The sequence below is a fragment of the Paraburkholderia flagellata genome (assembly GCF_021390645.1).
GTDB lineage: Bacteria > Pseudomonadota > Gammaproteobacteria > Burkholderiales > Burkholderiaceae > Paraburkholderia > Paraburkholderia flagellata.
This window is the reverse complement of record NZ_JAJEJT010000002.1, coordinates 1,309,403-1,333,512: the sequence shown is the minus strand read 5'-3', so window position 1 is coordinate 1,333,512 and position 24,110 is coordinate 1,309,403. Positions and strand designations below refer to the sequence as shown.

Genomic DNA, 24,110 nt, shown 5'->3' with positions numbered 1-24,110 from the left:
CATGCAACGAACAAAGGGTTCGAAGATCGCCTGCGCAGCACTCGCGCTGCTTGCGGGCCTGCATTACACACACGCCGCGCTCGCTGGCGCGGCGCCGGACAACACGGTCGCGGTCGTCGCCGCGAAGCACCGTGCCGACGCGGAGCATTCGATGGTGCTCGGCGCGGCGCTCGCGGGAAACCGCATCGTCGCGGTCGGGGAACGCGGTGTGATCCTGCTTTCGGATGACGACGGCGCGCACTTCCGCCAGGCGCAGGCCGTGCCCGCCAACGCAACCCTTACCTCGGTCTCATTCGTCGACGCGCAGCACGGCTGGGCGGCGGGACATTGGGGCGTCGTGCTGCGCACCGACGACGGCGGCGAGCACTGGCGCGAGCAACGCGCGGATACGAGCGTCGACCAGCCGCTCTTTTCCATCGCGTTCCGCGACGAAATGCACGGCTGGGCCGTGGGCCTGTGGTCGCTGCTCATCACGACCGACGATGGCGGTGCAACGTGGAAAACGCAGCCGGTAGGCGAGGGCGCGGCCGCAGGCAAGAGCGGGCTGAACTTCTTCTCCGTGTTCCCCGGACCGCAGAAGGACGTTTATATCGCTGCCGAGCAAGGCACCGTATTCAAGTCGAGCGACGACGGCGCTAGCTGGCAGGCGCTGCACACAGGCTATAAGGGCACGCTCTGGAGCGGCGTGGTCGCAACTGACCGCACGGTCTACGTGGGTGGCCTGCGCGGCAATCTGTTCGCAAGCCAGGACGGCGGTGCGACATGGCAGTCCGTGAGTTCCGGTGCGAGCAGTTCAATCACTGGTCTAGTTGCGAACGCAACCAGTGTTGCAGGCGTGGCGCTCGACGGCTACGTGATGGTCAAAACGGCGGGAGCGCACGATTTCGCGACGAAGCAATTGCCGGGACGCGATGCGCTGACCGCATTGATATTGAAGCAAGACGGTTCGACCGTCCTGTTTTCCAAAGATGGCTTAGTTGCCAAATAAGTTGCCAAACAAACCAGTCAGGAGCTGAGATGCACATCGAGGAATTGCTTGCAAACCTCCATACCCAGATGATCGTGGGTGGCCGCGCCGTGCCAGCGCGCAGTGGCAAGACATTCGCCGTGTACGACCCGGCCAGCGGCCGCGAGATCGCCCAGGTGCCCGACGGCGACGCCGATGACGTCGCGGCCGCCGTGGCCGTGGCGAAGAACGCGTTCGAATCGAACGAATGGCGCCGTATGCCGCCCGCCGCGCGCGAACACCTGCTGCTCAAGCTTGCCGATCTCGTCGAACAGCACGGCGACGAACTCGCAGCGCTGGAGACGCTCAACCAGGGCAAGCTGCTCGGCTTCTCGCGCATGCTCGAAGTTGGCGGCAGCGCACAGTGGCTGCGCTACATGGCGGGCTGGGCGACCAAGATCGAAGGCAGCACCGTCGATCTGTCGTTGAGCTTTCCGCCGGGCGTACAGTACCGCGCGTCGACGCAGCGCGTGCCGGTGGGCGTGGTCGCGGCCGTCGTGCCGTGGAACTTCCCGCTGCTCATGGCCGTGTGGAAGATCGCGCCGGCGCTCGCGTGCGGCTGCACGGTGGTGCTCAAGCCCGCCGAGGAAACGCCGCTCACCGCGATCCGCCTGGCCGAGTTGGCGCTCGAAGCAGGCTTCCCGCCGGGCGTGCTCAATGTCGTGACTGGTCGTGGCGAAACGGCAGGCGCGGCGCTGGTGCGTCATCCCGATGTCGACAAGGTGACGTTCACGGGCTCGACCGAAGTGGGGCGCATCATCGGCGCGCAGTGCGGCCGGGATATCCGCCGCGTGTCGCTCGAACTGGGCGGCAAGAGCCCCGTGATCGTGCTGGACGACTGCGATCCGCGCAAGGCCATTGAAGGCGCAGCGGGCGCGATCTTCTTCAACCACGGCCAGGTGTGCACGGCAGGCTCGCGTCTCTACGTGCCGCGCTCTATGTACGCGCAGATCGTGGAAGGCATCGCTCAAGTGGCCAACAGCCTCGTGCTCGGCTCGGGTTTCGACGAGAAGACGCAGATGGGTCCGCTTGTTTCGTCGCGCCATCGCGACAAGGTCGTCGGCATGATCGCCGAAGGCCGTGCGCAGGGCGGCGAAATCATGGCGGGCGGCGCGGCGCATGACGGTGCGGGCTATTTCGTGCGTCCGACCGTGGTCGCCAACGAAGGGCGCAAGCCGCTTTCGCTCGTGAACGAAGAAGTGTTCGGCCCGGTGCTGGTTGCCATGCCCTACGACGATCTCGAAGAGGCGATCAGCGCCGCGAATTCGAGCGAGTACGGTCTCGGCGCAAGCGTGTGGACGAACCAGCTCGACAAGGCGCTTCGCGTGGTCGACCGCATGGAAGCGGGCACGGTGTGGGTCAACTCGCACAATATGGTCGATCCGGCGCTGCCGTTCGGCGGCTTCAAGTCGTCGGGCGTGGGGCGCGAACATGGCCGCGCGATCATCGACGCCTATACCGAGACGAAATCTGTCTGCTTCGCCTACTGAACCACGTTCGAGGATCAAGGCACAATGAATACGTCACCAGCGGATCTGCAGGGCCTCGCCATGCGCGAAGAGACGAATGCGAAATCACGAGCACGCCTGTGGGTCGCGATACTCGCGGGCGTGGTCGGGCCAGAGGTGTTCATCGTTCAGCCCGCGGTCGTAGAGGGCTTCGTGAAGTATCTGGGCTTCGACGCGGTCGCGGCGGGTTACGCAGCTTCGGTGGAGGTGTGGGGCATTGCGTTGAGCTCCATCCTGCTCCCGCTGTTCGCGAAGCGCGTGAACTGGCGCACGGTGATCGTGCTGTCGATCCTGCTGATGGCGTTCGGCAACGCGGCTTCGGCGTTCACGCCCGATCACCGCGTATTTCTTGTGCTGAGACTGCTCGTGGGAATTGGCGCGGGCGGCCTCATTTCGCTCAGCTTCGCGGCGGTCGGGTTGACAGCCAACCCCGACCGCAACTTCGGCTACATGGTCATGTGGGTGATGATTTACGGCGCGCTGGGGTTGTGGCTCGTGCCGAGTGCGTTCGCCATTGGCGGCATGAAGCTGCTGCTGTTCTTCTTCGCCGCGTTTCCGCTCGTCGTGCTGCCATTCGTGCGCTACCTGCCGCGCGGCGGCGAAAGCGCGCCGCAATCCGATGCGAACGCGATCGAGCTGCCAAGGCCTGCGAAGGCGTCCGCGTTGCTCGCCATGCTGCTGTACTTCGTCGCGCAGGGCATCGTCTGGGCCTATCTGTTCCTCATCGGCACCGTCGACGGTCTGAGCGAGCAGCAGGTGGCCAACGCGCTCACGCTCTCGCAGTTCATGGGCGTGCTCGGTGCGTGGGCGTTCGGCGTGTGGGGCACGCGCATCGGCCGCTCGCGCGCGCTCACGGTGAGCGTGCTCGGCGGTTCGCTGTGTCTGCTCTTTCTCACTACGCACACGACGTTTGCTATCTTCGCGCTGGTTGTTTGCATTTACAACTTCTTCTGGAACGTCGCCCAGCCCGCGTTGCTCTCGTCGATGGCCGTGTTCGACCGGAGCGGGCGCATGGTGCTGGCTGCCACCGCCATGCAGATGATCGGTCTCGCGACCGGTCCCGCGCTCGCCGCCTGGATCATGACGTCCGGCGCTTATTCTCAGGTGATCGGGTCCGGCGTTGCGCTGTTCGTCGCGAGCTGGTTCCTCATCTATTTCCCGGTGCGCTCGCATGCGCGCATGCTGCGCCGCGCCGCCACCGATACGGAGACTTCCGATGCCTGATCAAGACCTGTTGCAGCGGCGCTACCGCGTGCTTGGCAAGCGCGCGCCGCTCTTCTACGACACGCCCCTGCATCTCGTGCGCGGCGAAGGCGTCTGGCTTTACGACGCCGAAGGCAAACGCTATCTCGACGCCTATAACAACGTGCCGCACGTAGGCCATTGCCATCCGCGCGTGAGCGAGGCCATCGCGAAGCAGGCGTCGATGCTGAACACGAGCACGCGCTATCTGCACGAGAATATCGTGGAGTACGGCGAGCGCCTCGTTTCGACCTTCGACGCTTCCCTGCCGATGGTGATGTTCTGCTGCACGGGCAGCGAGGCCAACGAACTGGCGCTGCGCATGGCGCGGGAATGCACGGGCAACATGGGCATTATCTGCACCGCGCACTCGTATCACGGCAATACGGCGGCGGTGGTGCAGGTCAGCTCGTTTCTATCCACGGAGCAGCAGCGCGGCCGCTACGTGCGCACGATTCCCGTGATCGACCCGTATCGCGAACGCGGGAGCATGAGCGAAGACGAACTCGCGAATCGCTACGCCGAGGACGTGCAGGCCGCCATCGACGCGTTCGAGGCCGACGGCGTGCGTGTGGCAGGCCTGCTGATGTGCTCGGGCCTCTCCTGCGAGGGCTTGCCGGACGTGCCCGCGGGTTATCTCGCGCGCGCCGTGGAGAAGGTGCGCCGCGCGGGCGGCGTGTATATCTCCGACGAAGTGCAGGGCGGCTTTGGCCGTTTCGGCTCGCATTTCTGGGGACATCAGAAGCTTGGCGTCACGCCCGACATCGTCACGATGGGCAAGCCCATGGGCAACGGTCACCCGCTCGCGGGCGTGGTGGCGCGCCGGGAGTTGATCGAAGACTTCGCCGAACGCAATCCGATGTACTTCAACACGTTTGCGGGCAACCCCGTTTCGTGCGCGGCGGGCATGGCGGTGCTCGACGTGATCGCAGACGAAGGCCTTCAGCAAAACGCGCAGAACGTGGGGCAATACGTGCTCGAACGTCTGCGTGCGCTAGCGCAAAAGCACGCGGCAATCGGCGACGTGCGCGGCAGCGGACTCTTCTTCGCCGTGGAAATGGTCGAAGACCGCGCGGAGAAATCGCCCGCCGGCAGCGTGGCGCGCCGTGTCGTCAACGCCATGCGCGAGCGCGGTGTGCTCATCAGCCGTATCGGCGTGCACGACAACATCCTCAAGATCCGGCCGCCCATGCCGTTCACGACGGTCCACGCCGACCAGTTGATCGACACACTCGATGCCGTGCTCAACGCCCTTTGAGAGGATCGCGATGACCCATGCAGAAGACGCGCGCGCGTCGGAGAACGCGTTTGCGCTGCAGCGCCTTGCCACCCAGGCGCTTGAGATGTGGGACCTCGGCGACTGCGTGATCGCGCCGATCAAGATCCGCGAGAACGCCGTGTTTCGCGTGGACAGCCGCGACGGCCGGCGCGCGGTGCTGCGCATTCACCGCCTCGGCTATCACGACGACGCGGCGCTTCACTCGGAATTCGAGTGGATGCAAGCGCTCGCGAGCGCGGGCGTCGAGGTGCCGCGCGTGGTGAAATCGCGCGCGGGGCGCCCATTCGAGCGTGTGCATAGCGATGAACTGCCGGCGGGCCGGCAGATCGACGTGCTCGAATGGGTCGACGGCCGCCAACTCGGCGCACTCGAATCGGGGCTCGATGGCGGCGAGGAGGACGTCGCGGGCCGCTATTACACGCTTGGCGGCATGGCGGCGCGCATGCACAACCATACGAGCGCGTGGCGGGCGCCTGCGGGCTTCAAGCGGCATAGCTGGTGCGAGGAAGGGCTCGCGGGCAGCGAGCCGCTCTGGGGCCGTTTCTGGGAACTGGAGCAACTGAATGCGCCGCAACGGCGGCTCTTCGAGCGCGCGCGCGAGGCGCTCTGGGCTGACCTGAGCGCTTATGGCAAGGACGCAGGGCAGTTCGGCCTGATCCACGCGGATCTCGTGCCCGAGAACGTACTCGTGGATGGCGAGCGCGTGCGCGTGATCGATTTCGACGATGCGGGCTTCGGCTGGCATTTGTTCGACGTTGCGACGTCGCTCTACTTCATTCGCGGCGAGCCGTACTTCGATACCGCGATGGAAGCCTTTGTGACGGGCTACCGCGCGCATCGTCCGCTAGTCGATGAGCAACTGCGGCAATTGCCGCTTTTCATGGCGGCGCGCAGCACGACCTACCTCGGCTGGGTGCATAAGAAGAAGCACACGGAAACGGCAAAGACACTCACGCCGGTACTGATCGACTACGCGACTTCGGCTGTAGAGGAATATCTGCGCGGCAGGTGAGGGCAGCGCCGGGGCGTGCTCCGGCGCACGTTATTTCGGACGATTGTCCGAAGGCATGGCGTCGAAAAGCTCGCGATAGTCCTGCGTGAAATGACCCGAATGGAAAAAGCCCCAGCGCTGCGCCGCGTCGCGCACGGTGAGCTCGGCCGACGGCGCTTTGCGAAGCAACTGGCGCACGTAGTTCAGGCGTATCGCGCGCATATATTCCACGGGCGATTTGCCCGTCACGAGGCGAAAGCTCGTCTGCACCGTGCGGCGGCTGATACGCAGCGATTCGCAAAGCTCGTGCACCGTCACGGGTTCCAGCGGGCGCGCAATGATCATCTCGTGCGCGCGTGCGACCACGTCGCTATGCGACATCCACGTGATATCGGCTTTATCGTCCTGAGTGCCGCTCTCGACCACGGCATCGAGCATCTCGAAGATCTGCGCGGTCACGGTGCGTTGGGCCAGTTCCGACTCGGCGAACGCGTTCAACGCAAATGCCTCGTCGGTTACGTAACGCCACAACGCGATGAACTGCTCTCGCACGCCGGGTTCGAGCGGAATGACGGAAGTCTTGGTGAAAAAGCGGCTTTCGAGGCGTGCGGCCAACTCCGGGCGCTCGCTCAGGAATGGCACCTTCACACCAATGCCGAGTATGGCGGTCTCGCCCGGGAAATGCAGCACGAACTCGCGGTTCGCCCGCGCGCAGATCAGGGAATCGGCGGTAACGGCGCGGTCCGCGAAAGTCACCGGAGAACTTGCGTCGAGCACGATGCCGAACACGAGCATGTCGCTGGGCGTGCTGCCCTGCTGCACGATACGGCGGTTCACGGACTCGTAGAACACGTGTATGCCGTCGCTGCCGATTTGCTGGAGGCGACCGTGGAATTGTCCACAATCGAGCTGGAAGTATTGCTGTTCCCAGCCGGAAAGCAGCGCCGCGTGTTCGCCGGCGTCGGTAAAGGTGTGATTCTCGAGCTGCATGCTGATTGCGAATAAAACGCGGTACCGATCGGGGTGGCGGCCATCCTGGTCACCATTCACTGACCGCCTGGTCGGTTAATTCCGGTGTGAGGATGACGGGCAGAATGCTTTCTCGCAAGTCCGGGATGGCCCTCTCCGGGATGCCCCTGGCTTGCTTTGGTTGACTTGTCTCCTTTCGCCGCATCGGCTGTGTCGTGGCGCGCCGTGATTGATCCTGTGCTCGCCGATCGTTTTGTCTGATGTATGCGCTCGCACCTTCTTCGTGAGGCGGCGTGGGTTGGCTAGTGATATGAAAGCAGCGTACCCGCCGCCGCGCGAGAAAAAAATGCGTGCGTGCGGCAGGGCGCCTGGTGGGTTTCCTCACCGATCTAAAGGTTTTACCAGGGTGCGATCTACGCCGCGGCGCACGGGCGAACCAGGCGGTGGAAATTGCGGTCGAAGTAGACGAGACCGTCGCCGTCGCTGCGCACGCGAATATGGGTCGCCTTCACGAACATGACCGAATGAGAGCCGACGTCCTTGAGTTCGACGATCTCGCCTTGCAGGCTCGCGAGCGCATCGCGCAACACGGGCACGCCATGCTCGCCTTCATCCCAGAACGGCAGGCTAAAGCGCTCGTCCATCGGCAGTTGCGTGAGACCCGCGAAGTGTTTCGCCAGCAGCTCGTGCTCGCCGGGCAGCACATTCACGCATACGCGGCCGTTGCCTGCGAAGGCGGCGTGCATCGCGCTCGAACGGTTCAGGCAGACGAGCAGCGTAGGCGGCGCGTCCGTGACGGAGCACACGGCGCTCGCGGTAATGCCGCAGCGGCCGAAAGGACCGGCCGTGGTGATCACGTTGACGGCGGCGGACAAATGCGCCATCGCCTGGCGGAAATCCTTGCGGGTGTCATTCGTCGGGAGCGTGCTGGATGTGTCGGACATGATGGGTGTTTTCCGTGCAATTGCTGATCTTGTGATTCGAGCCTGTGATTCGAGTCTGTAATTCACAGCGTACGGCAAGCACCGCGCGAAAAATACTGTCGCGATTGGCCTGCGTGATGGCGTCGCTCCCGAGCCTACTAAAGATTTCACCAGGTATCGCCGAAACCGGTATGTGCGCTTTGAAAATGCGTGGGGAAATTACGGGGTAATGCGCATTTTCAGGGCTTTATTGGCTGGTTATGATGGGTCATGCAACTGCGCAAGCGCGCAAATGAAATGGGACGGCACAGGGCACGTCTCGCAGCGCTTCGCAACGAACAATAGCGGAGAGAGCAGATGACTTTACCTGCTCCGGTCATTTATATCGTCGACGACGACAACGGCATGCGCACCTCGCTCGCGTGGCTGCTGGAATCGGTTGGCGTGAAATCGGAAGGATTCGCCAACGCAGCCGATTTTCTGCGTGCATTCGATCCGGAAGTTCCTGCATGTCTGGTGCTCGACGTGCGCATGCCAGAAACCAGCGGTTTCGATGTGCAGGCGGAGTTGAACCGGCGCGGTGCGACGTTACCTATCATTTTCGTGAGTGGACACGGTGACATACCGATGTCCGTGCGCGCACTGCAAAACGGCGCGATTGATTTCGTGGAAAAGCCGTATAACTCGCAGCAAATGCTCGATCGCGTGCAACGCGCAATGAAGCTTGCCACGCAGCGTCATGCCGCCGACCAGAAACGGCGTGATCTGCGCAAACGCCTCGAATCTCTCACGGGGCGCGAGCGGGAAGTGCTGCGCGGTGTGATCGACGGCAAGGGCAGCAAGCGCATCGCGTCGGAACTCGACATCAGCGTGAAGACGGTCGACGTGCATCGCGCGAGCATCAAGGACAAACTCGGTGCCGCGTCGATCGCGACGCTCGTGCGCGATGTGATGGCGGTATGGGACCAGAACGCGCAGACGCACACGTCGTGAGGCGGCGTGTGCGTTGCGCGTTCTGGCGCATGAATCAGCGCACGGGTTAGCGCATATAAAGACCGCCGTTGATGTCCCAACATGCGCCGTTGGCGAAGTACGCGTTGCCCGAGGCGAGCAGCACTGCGGCGTCGGCGACGTAGTCGGCGGCGCCCAGGCGCCCCACGGGAATGCTCGCAATCACTTTGTCGAGTTTGTCCGCGGGCACGCTCTCGTGCACGATAGGCAAATCGAGCGGCCCCGGCGAAATGGCATTCACGGTCACGCCAGAGGCGGCGAGGTCACGCGCGAACACTTTGGTGAGCGTAATGGCGCCGCCCTTGGCCGCCGCATAGTGCGCGCCCGTTGCCGAGCCGCCATTCTGGCCGGCCAGCGAAGCAATATTCACAATGCGTCCTTCGCCATGATTCGCGAAGTGCTGTCCGAACACCTGGCAGCCGAACAGCACGCTGCGCAGATTGACGTCGATGACCTGATCGAACTGTTCGGCCGTGATCTCCATGACAGGCACGACCTTCGATGCACCCGCATTGTTCACGAGCGCATCGATACGGCCCCAGCGCGCGACGATCGCATCGCGCGCGCTCACGAAATCTTCTTTGCGCGTGACGTCTAGCTTCAACGCAAATGCGCTCGATTCATCGGCGCTCAAGGCGCGCGCGGTGGCAGCGGCGGCATCGAATGCTACGTCGCCGAGGACGACGCGGTAGCCCGCCGCATGAAAGCGCGCGGCAATCACGGCGCCGAGGCCGCGCGCCGCGCCGGTAACGAGGATGACTCTGCTGGACATGGGTTTCTATTCCTTGAAAATTTCAGCTGGCGAGCGCTGCTTCGAACGCTGCAGCAACGGCGCAAACCTGTTCGTCGGCGCCATGGCGTCCAATGATCTGCAGCCCGGCCTTCAGCGGCGAGCCTTCAATGGGCAGCGGCAGACTCAGCGCCGGATGACCGCTGAGATTGAACGGGCGGATCAGCGAGGACATCGCGATCACCGACACGCCGCGCCGCGCATCGTCAATCGTGATGGGCAGGGCGGGAAGCGTCGGCATCACGATCACATCGACGCTGTCTAGCGCGCGATCCACGGAATCGGTAAAGCTGCGGCGCACGCGTTCCGCCGCGCTCACCTGGTCGGACGTAGTGGACGAAGCGGCGCGCAGGCGCGTTTCGAGATCCGCACCGAGCTTGCCGCTATCCACGAGATGGCCGAACGCCGCCCACGTTTCCACGTTGATGAGCGCAAGGCCCGCGTGGAAGGCGTCGGCGAGGCCCGCAAGCTCGATGGCCTGTGACGAAAACCCCGCACGCTGCGGCGCACGCGTGACGGCGGCAAGCAGGTCCGCTCGCGCATCGACTTGCGCAATGCCGATCCTGCACGCGGTGACTTTCTTGCTCGCGGCTGCCTTGTCGAATGCGGGCGCGATGACGCCCATCGTCTCGACGATCATGCGCATGTCGCGGGCAAACGGGCCCACGCAATCGAGCGTCGATTCGGCGGGCGCGACGCCGCGCCGCGAAACGCGCGCAAACGTGGGCTTGAGGCCGATTACGCCGCAACATGCGGCGGGGCCGCGAATCGAGCCGCCCGTGTCGGTGCCGAGCGCAGCTTCCGCGATTCCCTGGCCGACCGCGCTCGCAGAGCCGCTCGACGAGCCGCCCGGAATGCGCGTCGCGTCTTGCGGATTGACGGGCGTGCCCGTGTAATCGTTTATGCCCGTCATGCCGAACGCCAGTTCGTGCATGTTGGCCTTGCCGACGATTTTCCACTTCGCGTCGAGCAGCAACTGCACCACGTCCGCATGCTTTTGCGCATGCGCGGTTTCTGCGAGCGCGCGGCTCGCGCCCGTCGTGCGCATGCCCGCAATGTCGATGGTGTCCTTGATGACGATGGTGGGTCCGTCGCCTCCACGAGTGAAGGCACTGATCAATGCGCTCATCGATTCGATTTCCTTTTGGGGTCAGGCAGCCGGACGCGGCGACACGCGCCATGGCGCGTCGAAAAGCCGCTCGGTGCGAAAGTGCGCGATGAGCCACGTAGCAGCATCGGGCGCAGGCACGAAGTCCACTTCGAGCCGCGCGCCGATCAACTCCGCGCGCTCGTCCACGTAGCCCGAAGCCTGCAGCATGATCCAGCGTCCCGACGCGCGCGCGGGCGTCACCATTTCGATGCTCTCGGACGTGAGAAAGTGCACGTTGGTCGCGAAGTGCGGCGCCGGCGGCAGATAGCGCGCGAGCATCGCAACGATGGCCTCGCGGCCTTCGATACGGCCGAACTTGCTCGTATATTGCGGGCCGATGCCTTCCCACACCGCATCGGCCGTGAAAAGGCTGGCGAGCGATTCGCCGTCGAGCGCGCCGCTCGGCACGTCGCACAGCGCCATGTAGCGCGCCATGGTTTTTCGTGCGGCGCTAGCGCCTTCGAGTGCGGCAAGGCGCGCTTCCAGCGCCGCAATCGTGCGTGCGGCGTCAGTGGTCGTCGCCATGGGATCAAGCGGTCGCGGCGGGCGGCACTGCGGGCGGCACGGCGAGCGCACGCCCCACGCGCGCCTCGATCTTGCCGTAGCGCCACAGGTTGTACTCGCCCACCGGCGTCGTGCGATAAAGATTGCAAACGGCCACGGCCGTATCGAAGTCGGCAACGTCGGCCATGATGTAGAAGGTCCACGGAGCGCCGCCGGCCTGGCCGACCACGAGGCGGTCGTCGTCCATGATGCCGAGCACCTTGACGCCTTCCATCGCTTCGACTGCGGCGAGCATCTTGCCGTACGCCTGCCAGACTTCGCCGATCTTCTCGCGCGGCAGGTCGAAGAAGTTTTGCGTCACGCCGCAGCAGAACAGGACGCGCAGCGGAAGGGGGCTGGAAGTTTCGGACATTTGATCGATTCCTTGTGATATGTGATAGATACGGTTACAGATAGCCCGGAATCGGCGGCACGCCGACGAACACGGCGCCCGCGCCGTCGAAATTGCCTTCGCCGAGGAACGCGTGCTGCGTCACGACCATTGCGTCGCGCAGCAAACGCTGCAACGGGTGCGTCTTGTAGATCGCCATCGTGCCGCCAAGACGGTATGCGCGATTCACCACGTCGGCGCCTTCGCGCGCGATGTGCGTTGCGGTGAGGCGCAGCAGGCTGACCTGCTCGGGCGTCACGGGGTTGCCGGCGAGAATGGATTGCCAGACGCTGTCGGTCGACTCGTAGAAGAACGCGCGCGCCGAGCGCAGTTGTGCCTCGGCCTTCGCAAGCTCGATGCGGTAGTAAGCGCGGTCCGCGAGTTGCGGCGCGCCGGTCGTCGTGCGGCGGCCGCCGGACATATGGTTCGCCACGTCGAGCGCCGCGCGCGCGAGACCGAGGTTGACGACCGCGAGCACCTGGGCCGCGTAAGCGACGGTCGGATAGCGATAGAGCGGCTCGTCCACGCAAGGCGTCCCGCCGCGCACGAAGGTCCAGTCGTCGGTGACGATCTGGTCGGTCACGCGCAGGTCGTGGCTGCCGGTGCCCTGCATGCCGACCACGTTCCAGTTATCGATGATCTCAACCTGCTCGGGGCGGAACACGGCCGTGCGCGGCTTGTTCGGGGCGTTGCCCGCGCCGTTGCCGGTGCTGATGCCCACGCCGAGCCAGTCCGCGCCCTTGCAGCCGCTCGCGAACTTCCACGTACCGTTCACGCGCCAGCCGCCTTCGACCGCCTGTACGTTCTGCACGGGAAAGAGGCCGCCCGCGAAGGCCTGGTCGGGGCCGCTCGCGTAGATTTGCGCCTGCGTTTCGAGCGGCAGGGCGGCGAGGTAGACATTGGCCGAGCCGAAGCTCGCAACCCATGCCGCGGAGCCGTCGGCGACAGCAATCCGTTCGATCATCTCCAGAAATTCGCCTGGCGCGCGCGCGTCGCCGCCAAAGCGCTTGGGCGTGCCCGCGCGATAGATGCCTGCGCGCTTGAAGAGATCGATGACGTCGCGCGGGACGTGCGAAAGCCGGTCGAATTCGTCGCGGCGCGCGGCCACGACGTCGATGACCTCGTCGAGCGAGAGGCGGCCGCCCGACTGCGTGGCGCAGGCCTCTGCATTGATGTCGCTATGGGAGGCGACGGCGGTCGCAACTAATGCCATGGTGTTTCTCCTGAGTTCCTGAGCCGCAAGGTTGAAGGCCATGTGTATCGGGCGCAGCGCGAACGCGTGCGCACAGTCTGGAACTCAGTCTAAAAAGGCAAAAAGGGGTCATCAATTGGGACGCCGCACGCATTTTTAAGTAGCGTTCCCCGCGCGCCTAAAGAAATCTTCAGATTCCCCGCTCCGCGCCCGGATGTTATCGTTTGGGGACCACCAGGCGGGCGTGCCGCCATATCCGGTTCACGATCATGACGTACCCCACCGAAGACGATTTCCGCCGCCTGCTCGACGCCTTGACCCTGTGCGTGCTGCTGCACGACGCCAGCACGAAGGCGATCGTCTGGGCCAATCGCGCGGCTTGCATCGCGCTCGGTTTTTCTGTCGAAGAATTGCTGCCGCTAAAGGCGCACGACATGACGCGCCCCGCGCCGAAATACGCGCGCGAAATTGCCGTGGCGGCGATGGACCGCTCGATCACCGAAGGGCCGCAAGGCTACGAATGGTGCTATCGCTCGCGCACCGGGCAGGACATGCTTTCGGAAGCGATTGCGACTTATGTGCCGCTCAAGGAGCGCGCGGTCGTGATGGTGCAGTTTCGCGACATCAGTGCGGAAGAGGCGATGCGCCAGGCATTGCGGCGCCACGAAACGCGGCTGCGCGAATTCATGCAGGATCTGAGCGAAGGCGTGGCGGTGCTCACGCTCGACGGCACGGTCGACTTCATCAGCGACTCCGGGCGCCGCGTGCTCGGCCTCGCCGCTGAACAAGCGCCGGGTTCCGTGTTCGATTACTGCAGCGAGCGCAACCGCGAGCGACTTGCCGAGCAACTCGACGACGCGCCGCTGCAGGGGCCGTCCGAGCCGCAGCGCTATCGCATGACGCGCCGCGACGGCAGCGCGTGCTGGCTGCGCATTACCTGCCGGCGGCTCGTGATCGAAGACGATCTCGACGGTCTGTTGATCCACTTCCGTGACATCTCGGACGAGGTGAGTATCGAAGAAGCACGCCGCACCGAGGCGCGCATGCTCGAATACGCGGGGCGTTACAACGCAATGGGAGAAATGGCCACGGCGATTGCGCATGAACTGAGCCAGCCGCTCGCTGCGGTGCGCAATTTTATTGAAGGCGCCATCAGGCGGCTCGAACAGGCGGGGCCCGTGGAAGATGCGATCTGGGGGCTGCGCAGCGCCGACCGCCAGGCGGAGCACGCCGCGCTCATCATCAAGAGCGTGCGCGAATACATCGTGAAGCGCGAGCCGACCGAAACGCGCTCGGACCTGCGCGACATTCTCAGCGAGGTCGCTTACTTCATCGAACTGCGCGCGCAAGACGCGTGCGTGCGGATGCATATCGTGCAGCCCAAGGCTGCGCTACCCGTGATGTGCGAGCGCGTGCTGATCGGGCAGGTCGTGCTCAATCTCGCGTTCAACGCGATCGACGCGCTGGCCGATGTCGATGCGGACCGGCGCGATCTCACGCTCGCTTGCGAGGAGAAAGACGGCAGGGCGCTCGTGAGCGTGATCGACAACGGCCCAGGCGTGCCCGCCGATGCGCATGGCCGCCTCTTCGACGGCTTTTCGTCGTCGAAGGCGGGCGGCAACGGCATCGGCCTCTCGCTGTGCAAGAACATCGTCACGCGGCACCAAGGCGCGATCTGGGCGCAGCCCGCGCCGGGCGGCGGGCTCGAATGCTGCTTCGCGCTGCCGCTCATCTCCGCAGGTTAGCGCCCGAGCGAACGGGCTGTTTTGCCGCCAAGGCCAAAGTCGGTGCTCGGGATGTCCTTGATGATCACGCGCGTGGCATCGAGCGGAGAGTCGAGCACCTCGGCGCTGGTCGTTGCGAGCGCATCGATCAGCGCGGCTTTCTGTTCGAGCGTTCGCCCCGCAATCAGGATCGCTACGATTACTGGCAGCGAAGGTGGTGCACCATCGGCGGCACGCTTGCCGCCGATGCCGTAGTGCGTGTCAGCCAGTTCGCTCAGCAAGATGCGCACGGATTCGGCAGGCGCGCCGATCGCTTCGACGGTCGCATCGGTCAGACGCGCGATCAACTGCGCCTTGCGTGCTTCCGCGTGGCCAGCGGGCAAATAGACTTCGAGTGTAGGCATGGAGTTGAATGGCAGAAGGGCGCGCAAGCCGAGCCGCGCGCCCCTGTTTTTAGAGCAGGAATCCGATCGCGCTCAGCGCTTCGGTCGAATCGATCAGGCGGACCACCTTTTGCAGAAGCTTCGGCTCGCCGCTCGCGAAGCTGATGCGGTGCGTGAGGTCCGCTGCGAAGATCGTGTTCGCGCCGCGTTTGTACGCCACGATGATCTGCGCCGACTTCACTTCCACGGTATCGGCCGCATCGCTCGAGAGCGTGAAGCGCGAAACCGTGCGCACCGTGCGCGCCGCATCGCTCGCCGATGCCGAATAGCCCGACGTCATGCGCTGCACGCGCATCTCACGCATGTGCTGGTCGTCGTACGCGTAGTTCAGCGCGGCGGCGAAGTCGGTCGTGTTCGGATCGATCGGCACGACGTAGTGGCCCTTCGGGTCCCACAGTTCGAGCCAGGCGCTGTATTCGCGGCGGTCCAGCATTTCTGCTTCGCGCCAGATGAACTGCACGGCGCGCGTAAAAGTCTCTTGCGAGTTGAGTACGTTTCGATCGTCCATCATGCCTCCATCATGGCGCGCCACTGCGCATACGCTTCGCGCATGCCGGTTTCGTCGGTGGCGTGTGCGGTTTTTTCTCCGTTCGGTGCCGTGGTTTCGCGGTTCAAGCCACGGTTCACGAGAATCGGCGTGCCGGGACCGGCGTGGGAGCCGCGCTGCACGCGCTCCCAGGCTTCGGCGTCGTCCGGGCTGCCGAAGCCGAACGGGCCCTGGAAGTGTTCGTGAATGCGCAGGCGCACGCGGTTGGCTTCCTCGGGGCCGCCGTCCATGGCGAGCGCCACGTGGCGAATTTCGGTTTCCTCAGCAGAGATGGGGCGCAGCACGCGGAAGAACGCCATCGAGAGCGCGAGGTTCGGGAAGAGGTTCAGGTTGAAGCCCACGCCCATCAGCGAGCGCACGATGCGGCGCACTTCTTCGGGCGTGTGGCGCTCGGCCAGTTGCGCGGCCAGCTCCTGGAAACGCTCAGGCAGCGGCGCGCCATCGTCCTGGTCGAGGTCGACGAGTTCGGGCACGAGGACGGCCAGGCTGTGGCCGTTGCCGAGCGAGCGGCAGAAGGCCTGATCGCTCGTCATGAAGCTCGTGATCGCCGCAGCCGTTTCGTCGTCGATCGACTTCATCCACGACTTGTGCACCACCGGGAAGTGATAGAGGTCCGTGGTGTTCTCGAGCTGGATCTTCCAGTTGCCCTTGAACTTGAACTTGTGTTCGCCGTTCGCCTTCACGGGGTATCCCGCGCCTTGCTTCATGAAGAGGTCGATCCAGGGCTTCGCGCCGCCGAGGAAGTCTTCAAGCGGTTCGATCTCCTGATTGAAGCTCGCAAAGATGAGGCCCTGATAAACGCCCACGCGCAGCTTTTCGAGCGGCAGGTCGCCTTTCTCGCACACGCCTTCGTAGCCGTCGCCATAGGGCAGCGCGCGCAGCGTGCCATCGAGCGCGTACGACCAGCTATGGTAGGGGCACGTGAAGCCCTTGGCGTTGCCCTTGTGCTCTTCGCATACGGTCGCGCCGCGATGGCGGCAGCGGTTTTGCAGCACGTTCACCGTGCCCGTCTTGTCGCGCACGACGATAACCGGCTGCCGGCCGATGGTCGTGGTGCGGAAGTCGCCTGGGTTGGGCAGTTCGCTTTCGTGCGCAACCCAGATCCACGTCTTGTAGAAAATGCGCTCGAGTTCCGCTTCGAACAGCGCCGGATCGTAGTACAGCGAAGGTGCGATGCGGTCCGTCTCTACGCGGCCGCGCAGCGTACTCGTGTCGATGGTCTGCCAGGTATCGCTCATGATGTCGGAGTATCGGGGTGATCGCGATGTCTCGCGAGGAAGTTAAAGCGCAGGTCGTTCGCCGCCTGTGCGTTGATTGAAGTCTCGCGCCTGGTGCTTCATGCGTCAAATCGATCTAAAATTGAACCTCACATAAACGCGGCTGATAAAACCATGCCATCACTCGACAACGTCGATCTCAACTTGCTGCGGGTCTTTCAGGCCATCGTCGAGGAGCGCAGCCTCACGAAGGCAGGCGAGCGGCTCGCGCTCTCGCAGCCCGCCATCAGTTATTCGCTCTCGCGCCTGCGCTCGCTGTTCGACGATCCGCTCTTCATCCGCACGCGCGCGGGCATGCAGCCCACGCCCATCGCGCTGGAGCTGGCTTCGATCGTCGGCCGCGCGCTCGACACCGTGCGCGAGGCGCTGCGCTATGCCGAGCGCTTCGATCCGGCGGTGAGCACGCGCACGTTCAGGCTCTCGCTTTCGGATGCGGGGGAAATGGCCTATCTGCCGTCGATTTGCGAGGCGGTTCATCGCGAAGCGCCGAAGATCAAGGTGTGTGTCGAGCCGCGGCCCGTGGAAGAGATCGAGGATGCGCTGCGCTCGAGCCGCCTCGACTTCGCGATCGGCAATTTGCCCGAGCTGATGTCGCGAACGCGCCATCAGTTGCTGTTCGAAGAGACCTACGTGTGTATGACGCGCCGCAGGCGCGGCTTGCCGCGCGGCGAGACGCTGAGCCTCGCGCAATTCGTCGAGGCCTCGCATGTGCAGGTGAGGTCCGTCGAGCACAGCCATCACGCGCTGGACGACGCGCTGCGCTCGCAGGGCGTGGGCAGAAATATCGCGCTGGAATTGCCGCACTTCGTCGCGCTGCCAGGCGTGCTCGCCGTGACCGACCTGTACGCGACGCTGCCGCGCCGTCTCGCGCACATCTTCAACGCGGACGGACGCTTCCAGATCTACATGCTGCCCGTGACCATGCCGGTCGCGGCCGTGACCATGCACTGGCATGAGCACTTTCACGACGACGAAGGCATTGCGTGGATGCGCGAGTTGATTCAGGGCATCATGCAGCGCTTCGACAAGGAGAAGCGCTGAACACAGCGGTGCTCAGAGATCGAGCACGAGAACCGGCGAGCGTGAGCGCGAAATGCAGCAACAGATGACCTTGTTGCTCGCGCGCTCGGCCTTGCTCAGACAGTGGTCGCGATGTTCGGGCTCGCCCGTCACGACGTCGATCATGCAAGTGCCGCATACGCCTTCCCCGCACGATGTGTCGACCTCGATGCCAATGGTTGCGAGCGCATCGACTATCGACGTGTTCTTTTCCACGCGCACGGTTTGTCCCGTGCTGGCCACCTGCACGTCGAACGCATCGAGCGCTGCATCGCTCGCGGGCGCCGCAGGCTCTGCCGCGAAACGTTCGAGATGGATCGCGTCGTCGGGCAAGCGCTGTTCGGCCACCGCGACCACGCGCTCCATGAACGCGGAAGGCCCGCACGTATAAACGTGCGTGCCCGTCTCGGCCGTGGCGAGGCACCACGCGAGTGCGCCGTCCAGCGCCTCGGGCTCCACGCCATAATGCAGCTTCACGTAGGGCGCAAATGGCGCGCGTGCGAGCAGCGGCAGGAACGCTGCGTGTTCCGCACTGCGCGCGAAGTAGTGCAATTCAAAGGGCGCATTCTGCTTGATGAGGCGATACGCCATCGACAAAAGCGGCGTGATGCCGATGCCCGCGCCAATCAGCACGTGCCGCTGCGCACCGGGCGCAAGCTGGAACAGGTTGCGCGGCGCGCCGACCGCTAGCTCGCTACCGACTGCCACGTCGTCGTGCAACGAACTGGAGCCGCCGCGCGATGCACTCTCGCGCTTCACGGCGAAGAGCTGTATGTCGCGCTGATCCGGGTCGCCACAGAGCGAGTACTGGCGCGTGATGCCGGACGGTGCCGTGACGTCGATATGCGCGCCCGGTTCGTACGCGTCGAACGGCTTGCCGTCGAGGCGCGAAATGCTGAACGAGCGAATGCCCTGTGCTTCGTCGCACAAGGCGTCGACGCGAACCTTGAATGAAGTGGCTTGCATGATGAGGCCGATCGCTGAAATAACGGTAGTTTCTGGATGCTGGACTGAATGAAACATTCGCGCGCGATGCGCGAGGGGTTGAACCGAGCATACGGCCGCCCGGTCGATCGGGCAAATCGATAAAAAATGGCCTCCCGCATCAATGCCATTGATAATACTGGTGCGGGAGACGCATATTCATCTCAGGCGCGCGTGGCGCTTAGCGTCGCGGCCGTCGCGCCTTGCGCGTCAATGCCAGCGTCTCCGCTCTGCCCGTGCGCGTCCTCGCGCGCGAGGCTCAGGCGGAACTGCCGGCAGCCGAAGCCCAGCAGCACGGTCGCGAGCAGCGCCGCGACGAGGCTCACGATCGACATCGATTGCCCGACTGCAAGCGGTGAACCGAACACCTTGTCGGTCAACAACGCGACGAGCGTCGTGCCAATGCCAAGGCCGATCAGGTTCGACACGAGCAGGAACACGGCGGAGATCTGCGCGCGCATCTGGTTCGGCGCGAGCGTTTGCATTGCGGCGGTCGAAGTCGGCATCGGGAACGAGGCGAAGAACATCGCGATCACGAGCAGCGTGAGCGAGCCGCCAAGGCTGTTCACCTGCGTAAAGGCGGCGGCGGGCAGCGCCATTGCCGCCGCGCCGATACAGCCCGCAAGCATGGGGCCGTCGCTGCGGCCGCGGCGCAGCAGCCAGTCGTTGAGCCAGCCGCCGCAGAACACGCCGGTCGTGTTGGCCACGAGCAGGATCGTGCCGAGCGTATAGCCCGCCTCCACCGGCGACATGCCGAAGCGGCGGATATAGAACGCCGGGGTCCAGCTCATGAGGCAGAACAGCGTCATCGCGTAAAACGAGAAGCCGACGTAGTGGCAAAAAAACGTTTTGCCATGCGAACGGATGAAGCGCGCGGAATCGGCGAGCGAAACACGCCGCGCATTGCCGCTCGCGTCCTGCACGAGCCCCTTGCGCTGCGGGTCGCGCACCGTGAGGATGAAGACGAGGCCCACGAGAAGGCCGGGCAGTCCCACCAGAAAGAACGTGACCTGCCAGCCATGCACCGCACCGACGACAGGGAGCGTGACCATCGAAGCCTGCTTGAGCAGCGCGATCACATAGCCGCCAATCAAAAATGCAATGCCGCCGCCAATGAACGAGCCCAGCGAATAGACACCAGCCGCACGGCCGAGTTTCTCCTTGGGGAAGTAGTCGGCGAGCATGGAGTAGGTGCCCGGCGAGAGCGAAGCTTCGCCCACGCCCACGCTCATGCGCGCGAGAAACATGTGCAGAAAGTTCTGGCTGATGCCGCAAGCCGCCGTGGCGACGCTCCAGAGTGCGATGCCGGTCGCGATGATGCGAGGCCGCGCGAAGCGGTCGGCGAGATACGCGAGAGGAATGCCCATCACGGCATAGAAGAGCGAGAACGCGAAGCCGTGCACGAGGCTGAACTGCGTATCCGTGAGGTGCAGGTCGCGCTTGATCGGCTCGATCATGAGCGCCAGCACCTGGCGGTCGACGAAGGAAAAGACATAGGCAAGCATGCAGATCAGCACTACGTACCACTCATAGGTGTAGCGTCTGGCGCTTTTTGCGCTGGCTGGCGCGCTGGCGGGGGTGGGGGTCATGGCGTATCTCCGATGTGTCGGTCGTGTGGTCTCAGGTGCATGCACTCTGGTGGACCAGCGTACGCAAACAAATTTCGCAGATATAGGCGCAAATTTCCCAGGCGCCTGCTCGCAACTACTGAGCGTTCTAAAGAAATCACCAGGGGCGTCCCCGGGAAATCGCGTACTGACGGGGGCTGGAGGCTGTACTTTCCGTGTGCCGCCGCGTTCATGAACGAGATCTATAAGTGATATATGGCCCGCTTGATCGACGCCGGATATTGGCCTTTCTAGACTCGCCCCGATTCCTCACGACTCGCGGGACGACAACAATGACCAACTGGAAGTGGAGTATTTCAATCGTGGGCATGGCGGCGGTGCCCGCGCTCGCGCAATCGAGCCTCACGCTTTACGGCCGTATCGACACGTCGATCGAATATGCGAACTTCGGGCCGAACCACGTGGTGCGCATGGGCACGGGCAATCTCTTCGCGACGCAATGGGGCTTGAAGGGCGTCGAGGATCTCGGCGGCGGCTATGCCACGATCTTCAAGCTCGAAAACGGCTTCAATTCGGCGACGGGCGCGATCAGCGGCAACGGCTCCCTGTTTGGCCGCGAAGCGTGGGTCGGGCTAACCGGACCTTTTGGCGGCCTGCAGGCCGGCGAGACGTATACGATTCTCCATACATCGTTCGTGACCTACAGTTTGCCTGGATATGGCGCGGGTCTCGCATGGGGCAACGCGTCGAACAACTTCGTCCAGCCCTGGTTCCTGCGCACGAGCAATACGCTGCGCTATACGTCACCACGCTTTGGCGGGCTGCTACTGCGTGCCACGGCTTCGCGCGGCGCGAATGGCGCGAGCAACGTGCCTTCGACACTCGGCGACACCTATGGCGCCGGAATCAACTACGCGAACGGGCCGCTTTCGATCGACGTCGATTACATGCAGCAGAAGTTCAGCACGGCAACGGCCGCGACGCTTTCGCCAACGAGTCCCACCGGCACCGGCAACTACGCGCTCGGCGCGATCTCGTACGATTTCGGCTTTGTGAAGCCCGCGTTCATCTATTTGCGGCACCGTGGCGGCCCCGACGTGACGACGGCGGTGGCGAGCGCGTATTCGAACCCGCACAACGACTTTTTCGAATTGAACGCGACGGTGCCGATTGGCCGCGCGTCGCTGCTCGTGAGCTACGGTCACTATCACAAGATCGCGGACAGCGAAGGCAATGCCGATTCATATGGCCTGCGCCTCGACTATCCACTCTCGAAGCGCACCGTGCTCTACACCGGCGCGGCGATGGTCCACAACGGCGAGCATGCCGCGTTCTCGATCAACGGCGCGGGCGGCGGCGCGGTGCCGGTGGGCAAGCCGGGCGCGACCGCAAGCTCGATCGTGGCGGGCATTCTCACGTCGTTCTAAACGAGCCGCCCGCCTTCATGCGTTGAGGGCGGGCGGCCGCAGGCTGGGCGGAATCGCGAGCCAGCTGTCGTACGGCTCGCGCGTGCCGATGCGGAATAGCTCCATCAATAGCGCGCGCAGCCAGCGGTGGCCCGGATCGGCGTCGAAGCGTCGATGCCAGTATGCGTTGACGGGCCACGTCGACGCATTGGCGATCTCGAACGCGGCCATTTCGCCGAGCGGAGCGAATGCGCGCGCAACGGTTCGCGGCAGGATGAGCGCGTAGTCGCAGCGATAGAGTATGGCGGGCACGACCATGAAGTTCGGCACGGCTACCCGGACGCGCGAAGTGAGCCCGTGTTGTTCGAGCAGCGCCATCGACTGCGGGTGCGAACTCACCGAGATGAACTGCAACGCTGGCGGCACGGTCGTATCGAGCACGAAATGCTCGTCGAGTCCGCAACGCTCGGCCACGCGGCGCGCCATCATCAGGACGTAGCGCTCCTGCAGCAGTTCGCTGCGATGAAAATGCGTGAATGCATGGGGAAAGTGGCCCATTGCAAAGTCGATGCGGCCCGATTCCACCGCCACGTTGAACTGGCTTTCCTCGATATGCAGCGTCTCGATCACGACGCCGGGCGCGCGCTCGTCGAGTTCACGCATCAAGGTGGGCAGAAACGCAGTCTCCGCGAAATCGCTCATGTGCAGCCGAAAGGTGCGGCGCGACGTGGCGGGCGAGAACTGGGCGCCCTCGTCGAGCACGGCCTGGAGGATGGCGAGCGCGCGGTCGATTGAGGCTGCGAGACGCTGCGCGCGCGGCGTGGGTTCGACGCCGCCGCCCGTGCGCACGAAGAGAGCATCATGAAACAGGAGCCGCAGCCGGCCGAGCGCATGGCTCACGGAGGGCTGCGTGATACCGAGGCGCAGCGCCGCGCGCCCGACATGCTTCTCCGCGTAGACTGCATTGAAGGTCTTGAGCAGGTTCAGGTCGAGATCCTGCACGCGCAGTGCGTCGATGGGCTCGTCGCCCGGGGGCGCAATGAAGTCACTGGGGTTCGGCATGGGCGTGCGCTTCACCGGCCGCGCTTCGCGGTTGCGGAAGGCGGATAGCCGTAGCGCCGCGCATACGCCTTCGCGAAGTGGCCGAAGCTGTGCACGCCGTGCTCGAGCAGCACGTCGGTCACGCTGCGCTCGGGATCGGCTTTCAGCGCGCGATGCACCGCTTCGATACGCCGCTCACGGATATAGTCGGCGGGCGACTGGTCCAAAAACTGGCTGAAGCCATTTTGCAGCGTACGCGGCGACACGCCCGCCACCTGGGCGAGCGTCGCGATGGAAAGCGTTTCGCCGAGATGCGCCTCAATATAGTCGCGTGCGCGTTTGACGTGCGCGGGCAGCGGCGGCTTCGTGCCGCGCGCAAGCGTTTCGCTGTACGAATGGGGTAGTTGCATGAGCAACAGTGTGGCGAGCCACTGCGTGAGTTCCGGACCGAGCAGGCTGTCGCGCGCGCTCGGCTCGATCTGCTCGCACAAGGTGCACAAATACCGCAGCGTGGAATGAAACACGGCGGCTCCGCTGTGCGTGCGGCTAACGTCCAGTTCGAACACGAGCGGACGTCGCAGCGAGCTTTGCAGCATTTCGGCGAGCTTGATTTCGAGCGCAGCGCGATCGACGCACAGCAGCAGGCTGCGGTATGCGGTGTCGGTGCTGATGCGGCTTTTGCGTGACGGCGACGACACAGTGAGGCTGCCCGCCGAGAGCGATGCACGCTCGTTGCCCGATTCCAGCTCGCAGTGGCCCGCAAGCGTCGCGCGAAAGAGGTAATGATGGTCGAGTTCGCCCGCGTCGATATGCGTCTCGCGGCCGTAGCACAATTCGAGCAGGCTCGCGCGATGCATCGCGACGCCATACAGCTCCGCGTTCAACGGTTCGCGGCCCGACACCTCCATGCGGTGCTCGCAAAGCAGCTTCGCCACTTCGCGTTCGACATCCTCGCGCGCGCGCGAGGCGCCGAGCCGGTTGCTGTGTGTGCGGGGAATCGCTATTTCCATCGTTCAATGGCCTCGAAGTGACGGCAGAGCCTCTGCGCCTATGATCCGATGGTCAA

General features: G+C 64.3%; 23 protein-coding genes. 9 read left to right on the top strand and 14 right to left on the bottom strand.

Annotation, left to right across the window (positions count from 1 at the left end):
• Position 1 precedes the first annotated feature (1 nt).
• Genes L0U83_RS20350 through L0U83_RS20330 form a run of 5 tightly spaced genes read left to right on the top strand, consistent with a single transcriptional unit; the run spans position 2 to position 6,047 of the window.
• Complete coding sequence (locus L0U83_RS20350; RefSeq protein WP_233885768.1) at positions 2 to 988, top strand: WD40/YVTN/BNR-like repeat-containing protein; 987 nt, start codon at positions 2 to 4, stop codon at positions 986 to 988.
• Between the two features lie 29 nt (positions 989 to 1,017).
• A complete protein-coding gene (gene styD, locus L0U83_RS20345; protein ID WP_233885767.1) occupies positions 1,018 to 2,496 on the top strand; it encodes a phenylacetaldehyde dehydrogenase StyD in 1,479 nt (492 codons plus the stop codon).
• A gap of 24 nt (positions 2,497 to 2,520) precedes the next feature.
• Positions 2,521 to 3,738 carry an MFS transporter gene (locus L0U83_RS20340; RefSeq protein ID WP_233885766.1) on the top strand — a complete coding sequence of 406 codons (1,218 nt, stop codon included), beginning with the start codon at positions 2,521 to 2,523 and terminating at the stop codon, positions 3,736 to 3,738.
• Positions 3,731 to 5,014: an aminotransferase class III-fold pyridoxal phosphate-dependent enzyme gene (locus L0U83_RS20335; protein WP_233885765.1), complete on the top strand. Its 1,284-nt coding sequence runs from the start codon at positions 3,731 to 3,733 to the stop codon at positions 5,012 to 5,014. The genes L0U83_RS20340 and L0U83_RS20335 overlap by 8 nt, the downstream gene beginning before the upstream one ends.
• A 10-nt stretch (positions 5,015 to 5,024) precedes the next feature.
• The gene (locus tag L0U83_RS20330; protein ID WP_233885764.1) at positions 5,025 to 6,047 is read left to right on the top strand and encodes a phosphotransferase enzyme family protein; all 1,023 of its coding nucleotides are present in this window, start codon (positions 5,025 to 5,027) and stop codon (positions 6,045 to 6,047) included.
• Between the two features lie 30 nt (positions 6,048 to 6,077).
• Here the strand turns inward: L0U83_RS20330 and L0U83_RS20325 are convergent, their stop codons facing one another.
• Positions 6,078 to 7,016: a helix-turn-helix domain-containing protein gene (locus L0U83_RS20325; protein WP_233885763.1), complete on the bottom strand. Its 939-nt coding sequence runs from the start codon at positions 7,014 to 7,016 to the stop codon at positions 6,078 to 6,080.
• A 392-nt stretch (positions 7,017 to 7,408) separates the two neighbouring features.
• Complete coding sequence (gene hpaC / locus L0U83_RS20320; protein WP_233885762.1) at positions 7,409 to 7,939, bottom strand: 4-hydroxyphenylacetate 3-monooxygenase, reductase component; 531 nt, start codon at positions 7,937 to 7,939, stop codon at positions 7,409 to 7,411.
• Between the two features lie 336 nt (positions 7,940 to 8,275).
• Here hpaC and L0U83_RS20315 point away from each other — a divergent pair, with 336 nt between their 5' ends.
• Entirely contained in the window at positions 8,276 to 8,911 is a 636-nt protein-coding gene (locus L0U83_RS20315) for a response regulator transcription factor (protein WP_233885761.1), read from the top strand.
• Between the two features lie 46 nt (positions 8,912 to 8,957).
• Here L0U83_RS20315 and L0U83_RS20310 read toward each other — a convergent pair whose 3' ends face one another.
• Genes L0U83_RS20310 through L0U83_RS20290 form a run of 5 tightly spaced genes read right to left on the bottom strand, consistent with a single transcriptional unit; the run spans position 8,958 to position 13,016 of the window.
• A complete protein-coding gene (locus tag L0U83_RS20310; RefSeq protein WP_233885760.1) occupies positions 8,958 to 9,701 on the bottom strand; it encodes an SDR family NAD(P)-dependent oxidoreductase in 744 nt (247 codons plus the stop codon).
• Positions 9,702 to 9,723: 22 nt separating this feature from the next.
• Positions 9,724 to 10,848, bottom strand: coding sequence for an amidase (locus L0U83_RS20305; RefSeq protein ID WP_233885759.1), 1,125 nt, complete (start codon positions 10,846 to 10,848; stop codon positions 9,724 to 9,726).
• Positions 10,849 to 10,869: 21 nt separating this feature from the next.
• Positions 10,870 to 11,394: a nuclear transport factor 2 family protein gene (locus L0U83_RS20300; RefSeq protein ID WP_233885758.1), complete on the bottom strand. Its 525-nt coding sequence runs from the start codon at positions 11,392 to 11,394 to the stop codon at positions 10,870 to 10,872.
• A 4-nt stretch (positions 11,395 to 11,398) separates the two neighbouring features.
• Positions 11,399 to 11,785, bottom strand: coding sequence for a hypothetical protein (locus tag L0U83_RS20295; RefSeq protein ID WP_233885757.1), 387 nt, complete (start codon positions 11,783 to 11,785; stop codon positions 11,399 to 11,401).
• Between the two features lie 34 nt (positions 11,786 to 11,819).
• Positions 11,820 to 13,016, bottom strand: coding sequence for an acyl-CoA dehydrogenase family protein (locus L0U83_RS20290; RefSeq protein WP_233885756.1), 1,197 nt, complete (start codon positions 13,014 to 13,016; stop codon positions 11,820 to 11,822).
• A gap of 248 nt (positions 13,017 to 13,264) precedes the next feature.
• On the opposite strand from L0U83_RS20290, the gene L0U83_RS20285 reads away from it, so the two are divergent.
• Positions 13,265 to 14,740: an ATP-binding protein gene (locus L0U83_RS20285; protein WP_233885755.1), complete on the top strand. Its 1,476-nt coding sequence runs from the start codon at positions 13,265 to 13,267 to the stop codon at positions 14,738 to 14,740.
• On the opposite strand, the gene L0U83_RS20280 is transcribed toward L0U83_RS20285, so the two are convergent.
• Genes L0U83_RS20280 through L0U83_RS20270 form a run of 3 tightly spaced genes read right to left on the bottom strand, consistent with a single transcriptional unit; the run spans position 14,737 to position 16,947 of the window.
• A complete protein-coding gene (locus L0U83_RS20280) occupies positions 14,737 to 15,123 on the bottom strand; it encodes a 2-hydroxymuconate tautomerase family protein (protein ID WP_233885754.1) in 387 nt (128 codons plus the stop codon). The genes L0U83_RS20285 and L0U83_RS20280 overlap by 4 nt on opposite strands.
• Positions 15,124 to 15,172: 49 nt before the next feature.
• Positions 15,173 to 15,673: an aromatic-ring-hydroxylating dioxygenase subunit beta gene (locus L0U83_RS20275; RefSeq protein WP_233885753.1), complete on the bottom strand. Its 501-nt coding sequence runs from the start codon at positions 15,671 to 15,673 to the stop codon at positions 15,173 to 15,175.
• Positions 15,670 to 16,947: an aromatic ring-hydroxylating oxygenase subunit alpha gene (locus L0U83_RS20270; RefSeq protein WP_233885752.1), complete on the bottom strand. Its 1,278-nt coding sequence runs from the start codon at positions 16,945 to 16,947 to the stop codon at positions 15,670 to 15,672. The genes L0U83_RS20275 and L0U83_RS20270 overlap by 4 nt, the downstream gene beginning before the upstream one ends.
• A 153-nt stretch (positions 16,948 to 17,100) precedes the next feature.
• Here L0U83_RS20270 and L0U83_RS20265 point away from each other — a divergent pair, with 153 nt between their 5' ends.
• Positions 17,101 to 18,027, top strand: coding sequence for a LysR family transcriptional regulator (locus L0U83_RS20265; RefSeq protein WP_233885751.1), 927 nt, complete (start codon positions 17,101 to 17,103; stop codon positions 18,025 to 18,027).
• 12 nt (positions 18,028 to 18,039) lie between these two features.
• Here the strand turns inward: L0U83_RS20265 and L0U83_RS20260 are convergent, their stop codons facing one another.
• Together L0U83_RS20260 and L0U83_RS20255 are read right to left on the bottom strand one after the other, a co-directional pair.
• Complete coding sequence (locus L0U83_RS20260; protein ID WP_233885750.1) at positions 18,040 to 19,011, bottom strand: PDR/VanB family oxidoreductase; 972 nt, start codon at positions 19,009 to 19,011, stop codon at positions 18,040 to 18,042.
• Positions 19,012 to 19,193: 182 nt separating this feature from the next.
• Entirely contained in the window at positions 19,194 to 20,618 is a 1,425-nt protein-coding gene (locus tag L0U83_RS20255) for a spinster family MFS transporter (RefSeq protein ID WP_233885749.1), read from the bottom strand.
• A gap of 311 nt (positions 20,619 to 20,929) precedes the next feature.
• Here L0U83_RS20255 and L0U83_RS20250 point away from each other — a divergent pair, with 311 nt between their 5' ends.
• Positions 20,930 to 22,024, top strand: a complete 1,095-nt coding sequence (locus L0U83_RS20250) for a porin (RefSeq protein ID WP_233885748.1) — start codon at positions 20,930 to 20,932, stop codon at positions 22,022 to 22,024.
• A gap of 15 nt (positions 22,025 to 22,039) precedes the next feature.
• Here L0U83_RS20250 and L0U83_RS20245 read toward each other — a convergent pair whose 3' ends face one another.
• Both L0U83_RS20245 and L0U83_RS20240 read right to left on the bottom strand, forming a co-directional pair.
• Positions 22,040 to 23,065: a LysR family transcriptional regulator gene (locus tag L0U83_RS20245; protein ID WP_233885747.1), complete on the bottom strand. Its 1,026-nt coding sequence runs from the start codon at positions 23,063 to 23,065 to the stop codon at positions 22,040 to 22,042.
• An 11-nt stretch (positions 23,066 to 23,076) separates the two neighbouring features.
• Positions 23,077 to 24,054 (bottom strand): AraC-like ligand-binding domain-containing protein, encoded by a 978-nt coding sequence (locus L0U83_RS20240; RefSeq protein WP_233885746.1) that lies wholly within the window; start codon positions 24,052 to 24,054, stop codon positions 23,077 to 23,079.
• Between the last annotated feature and the right edge of the window lie 56 nt (positions 24,055 to 24,110).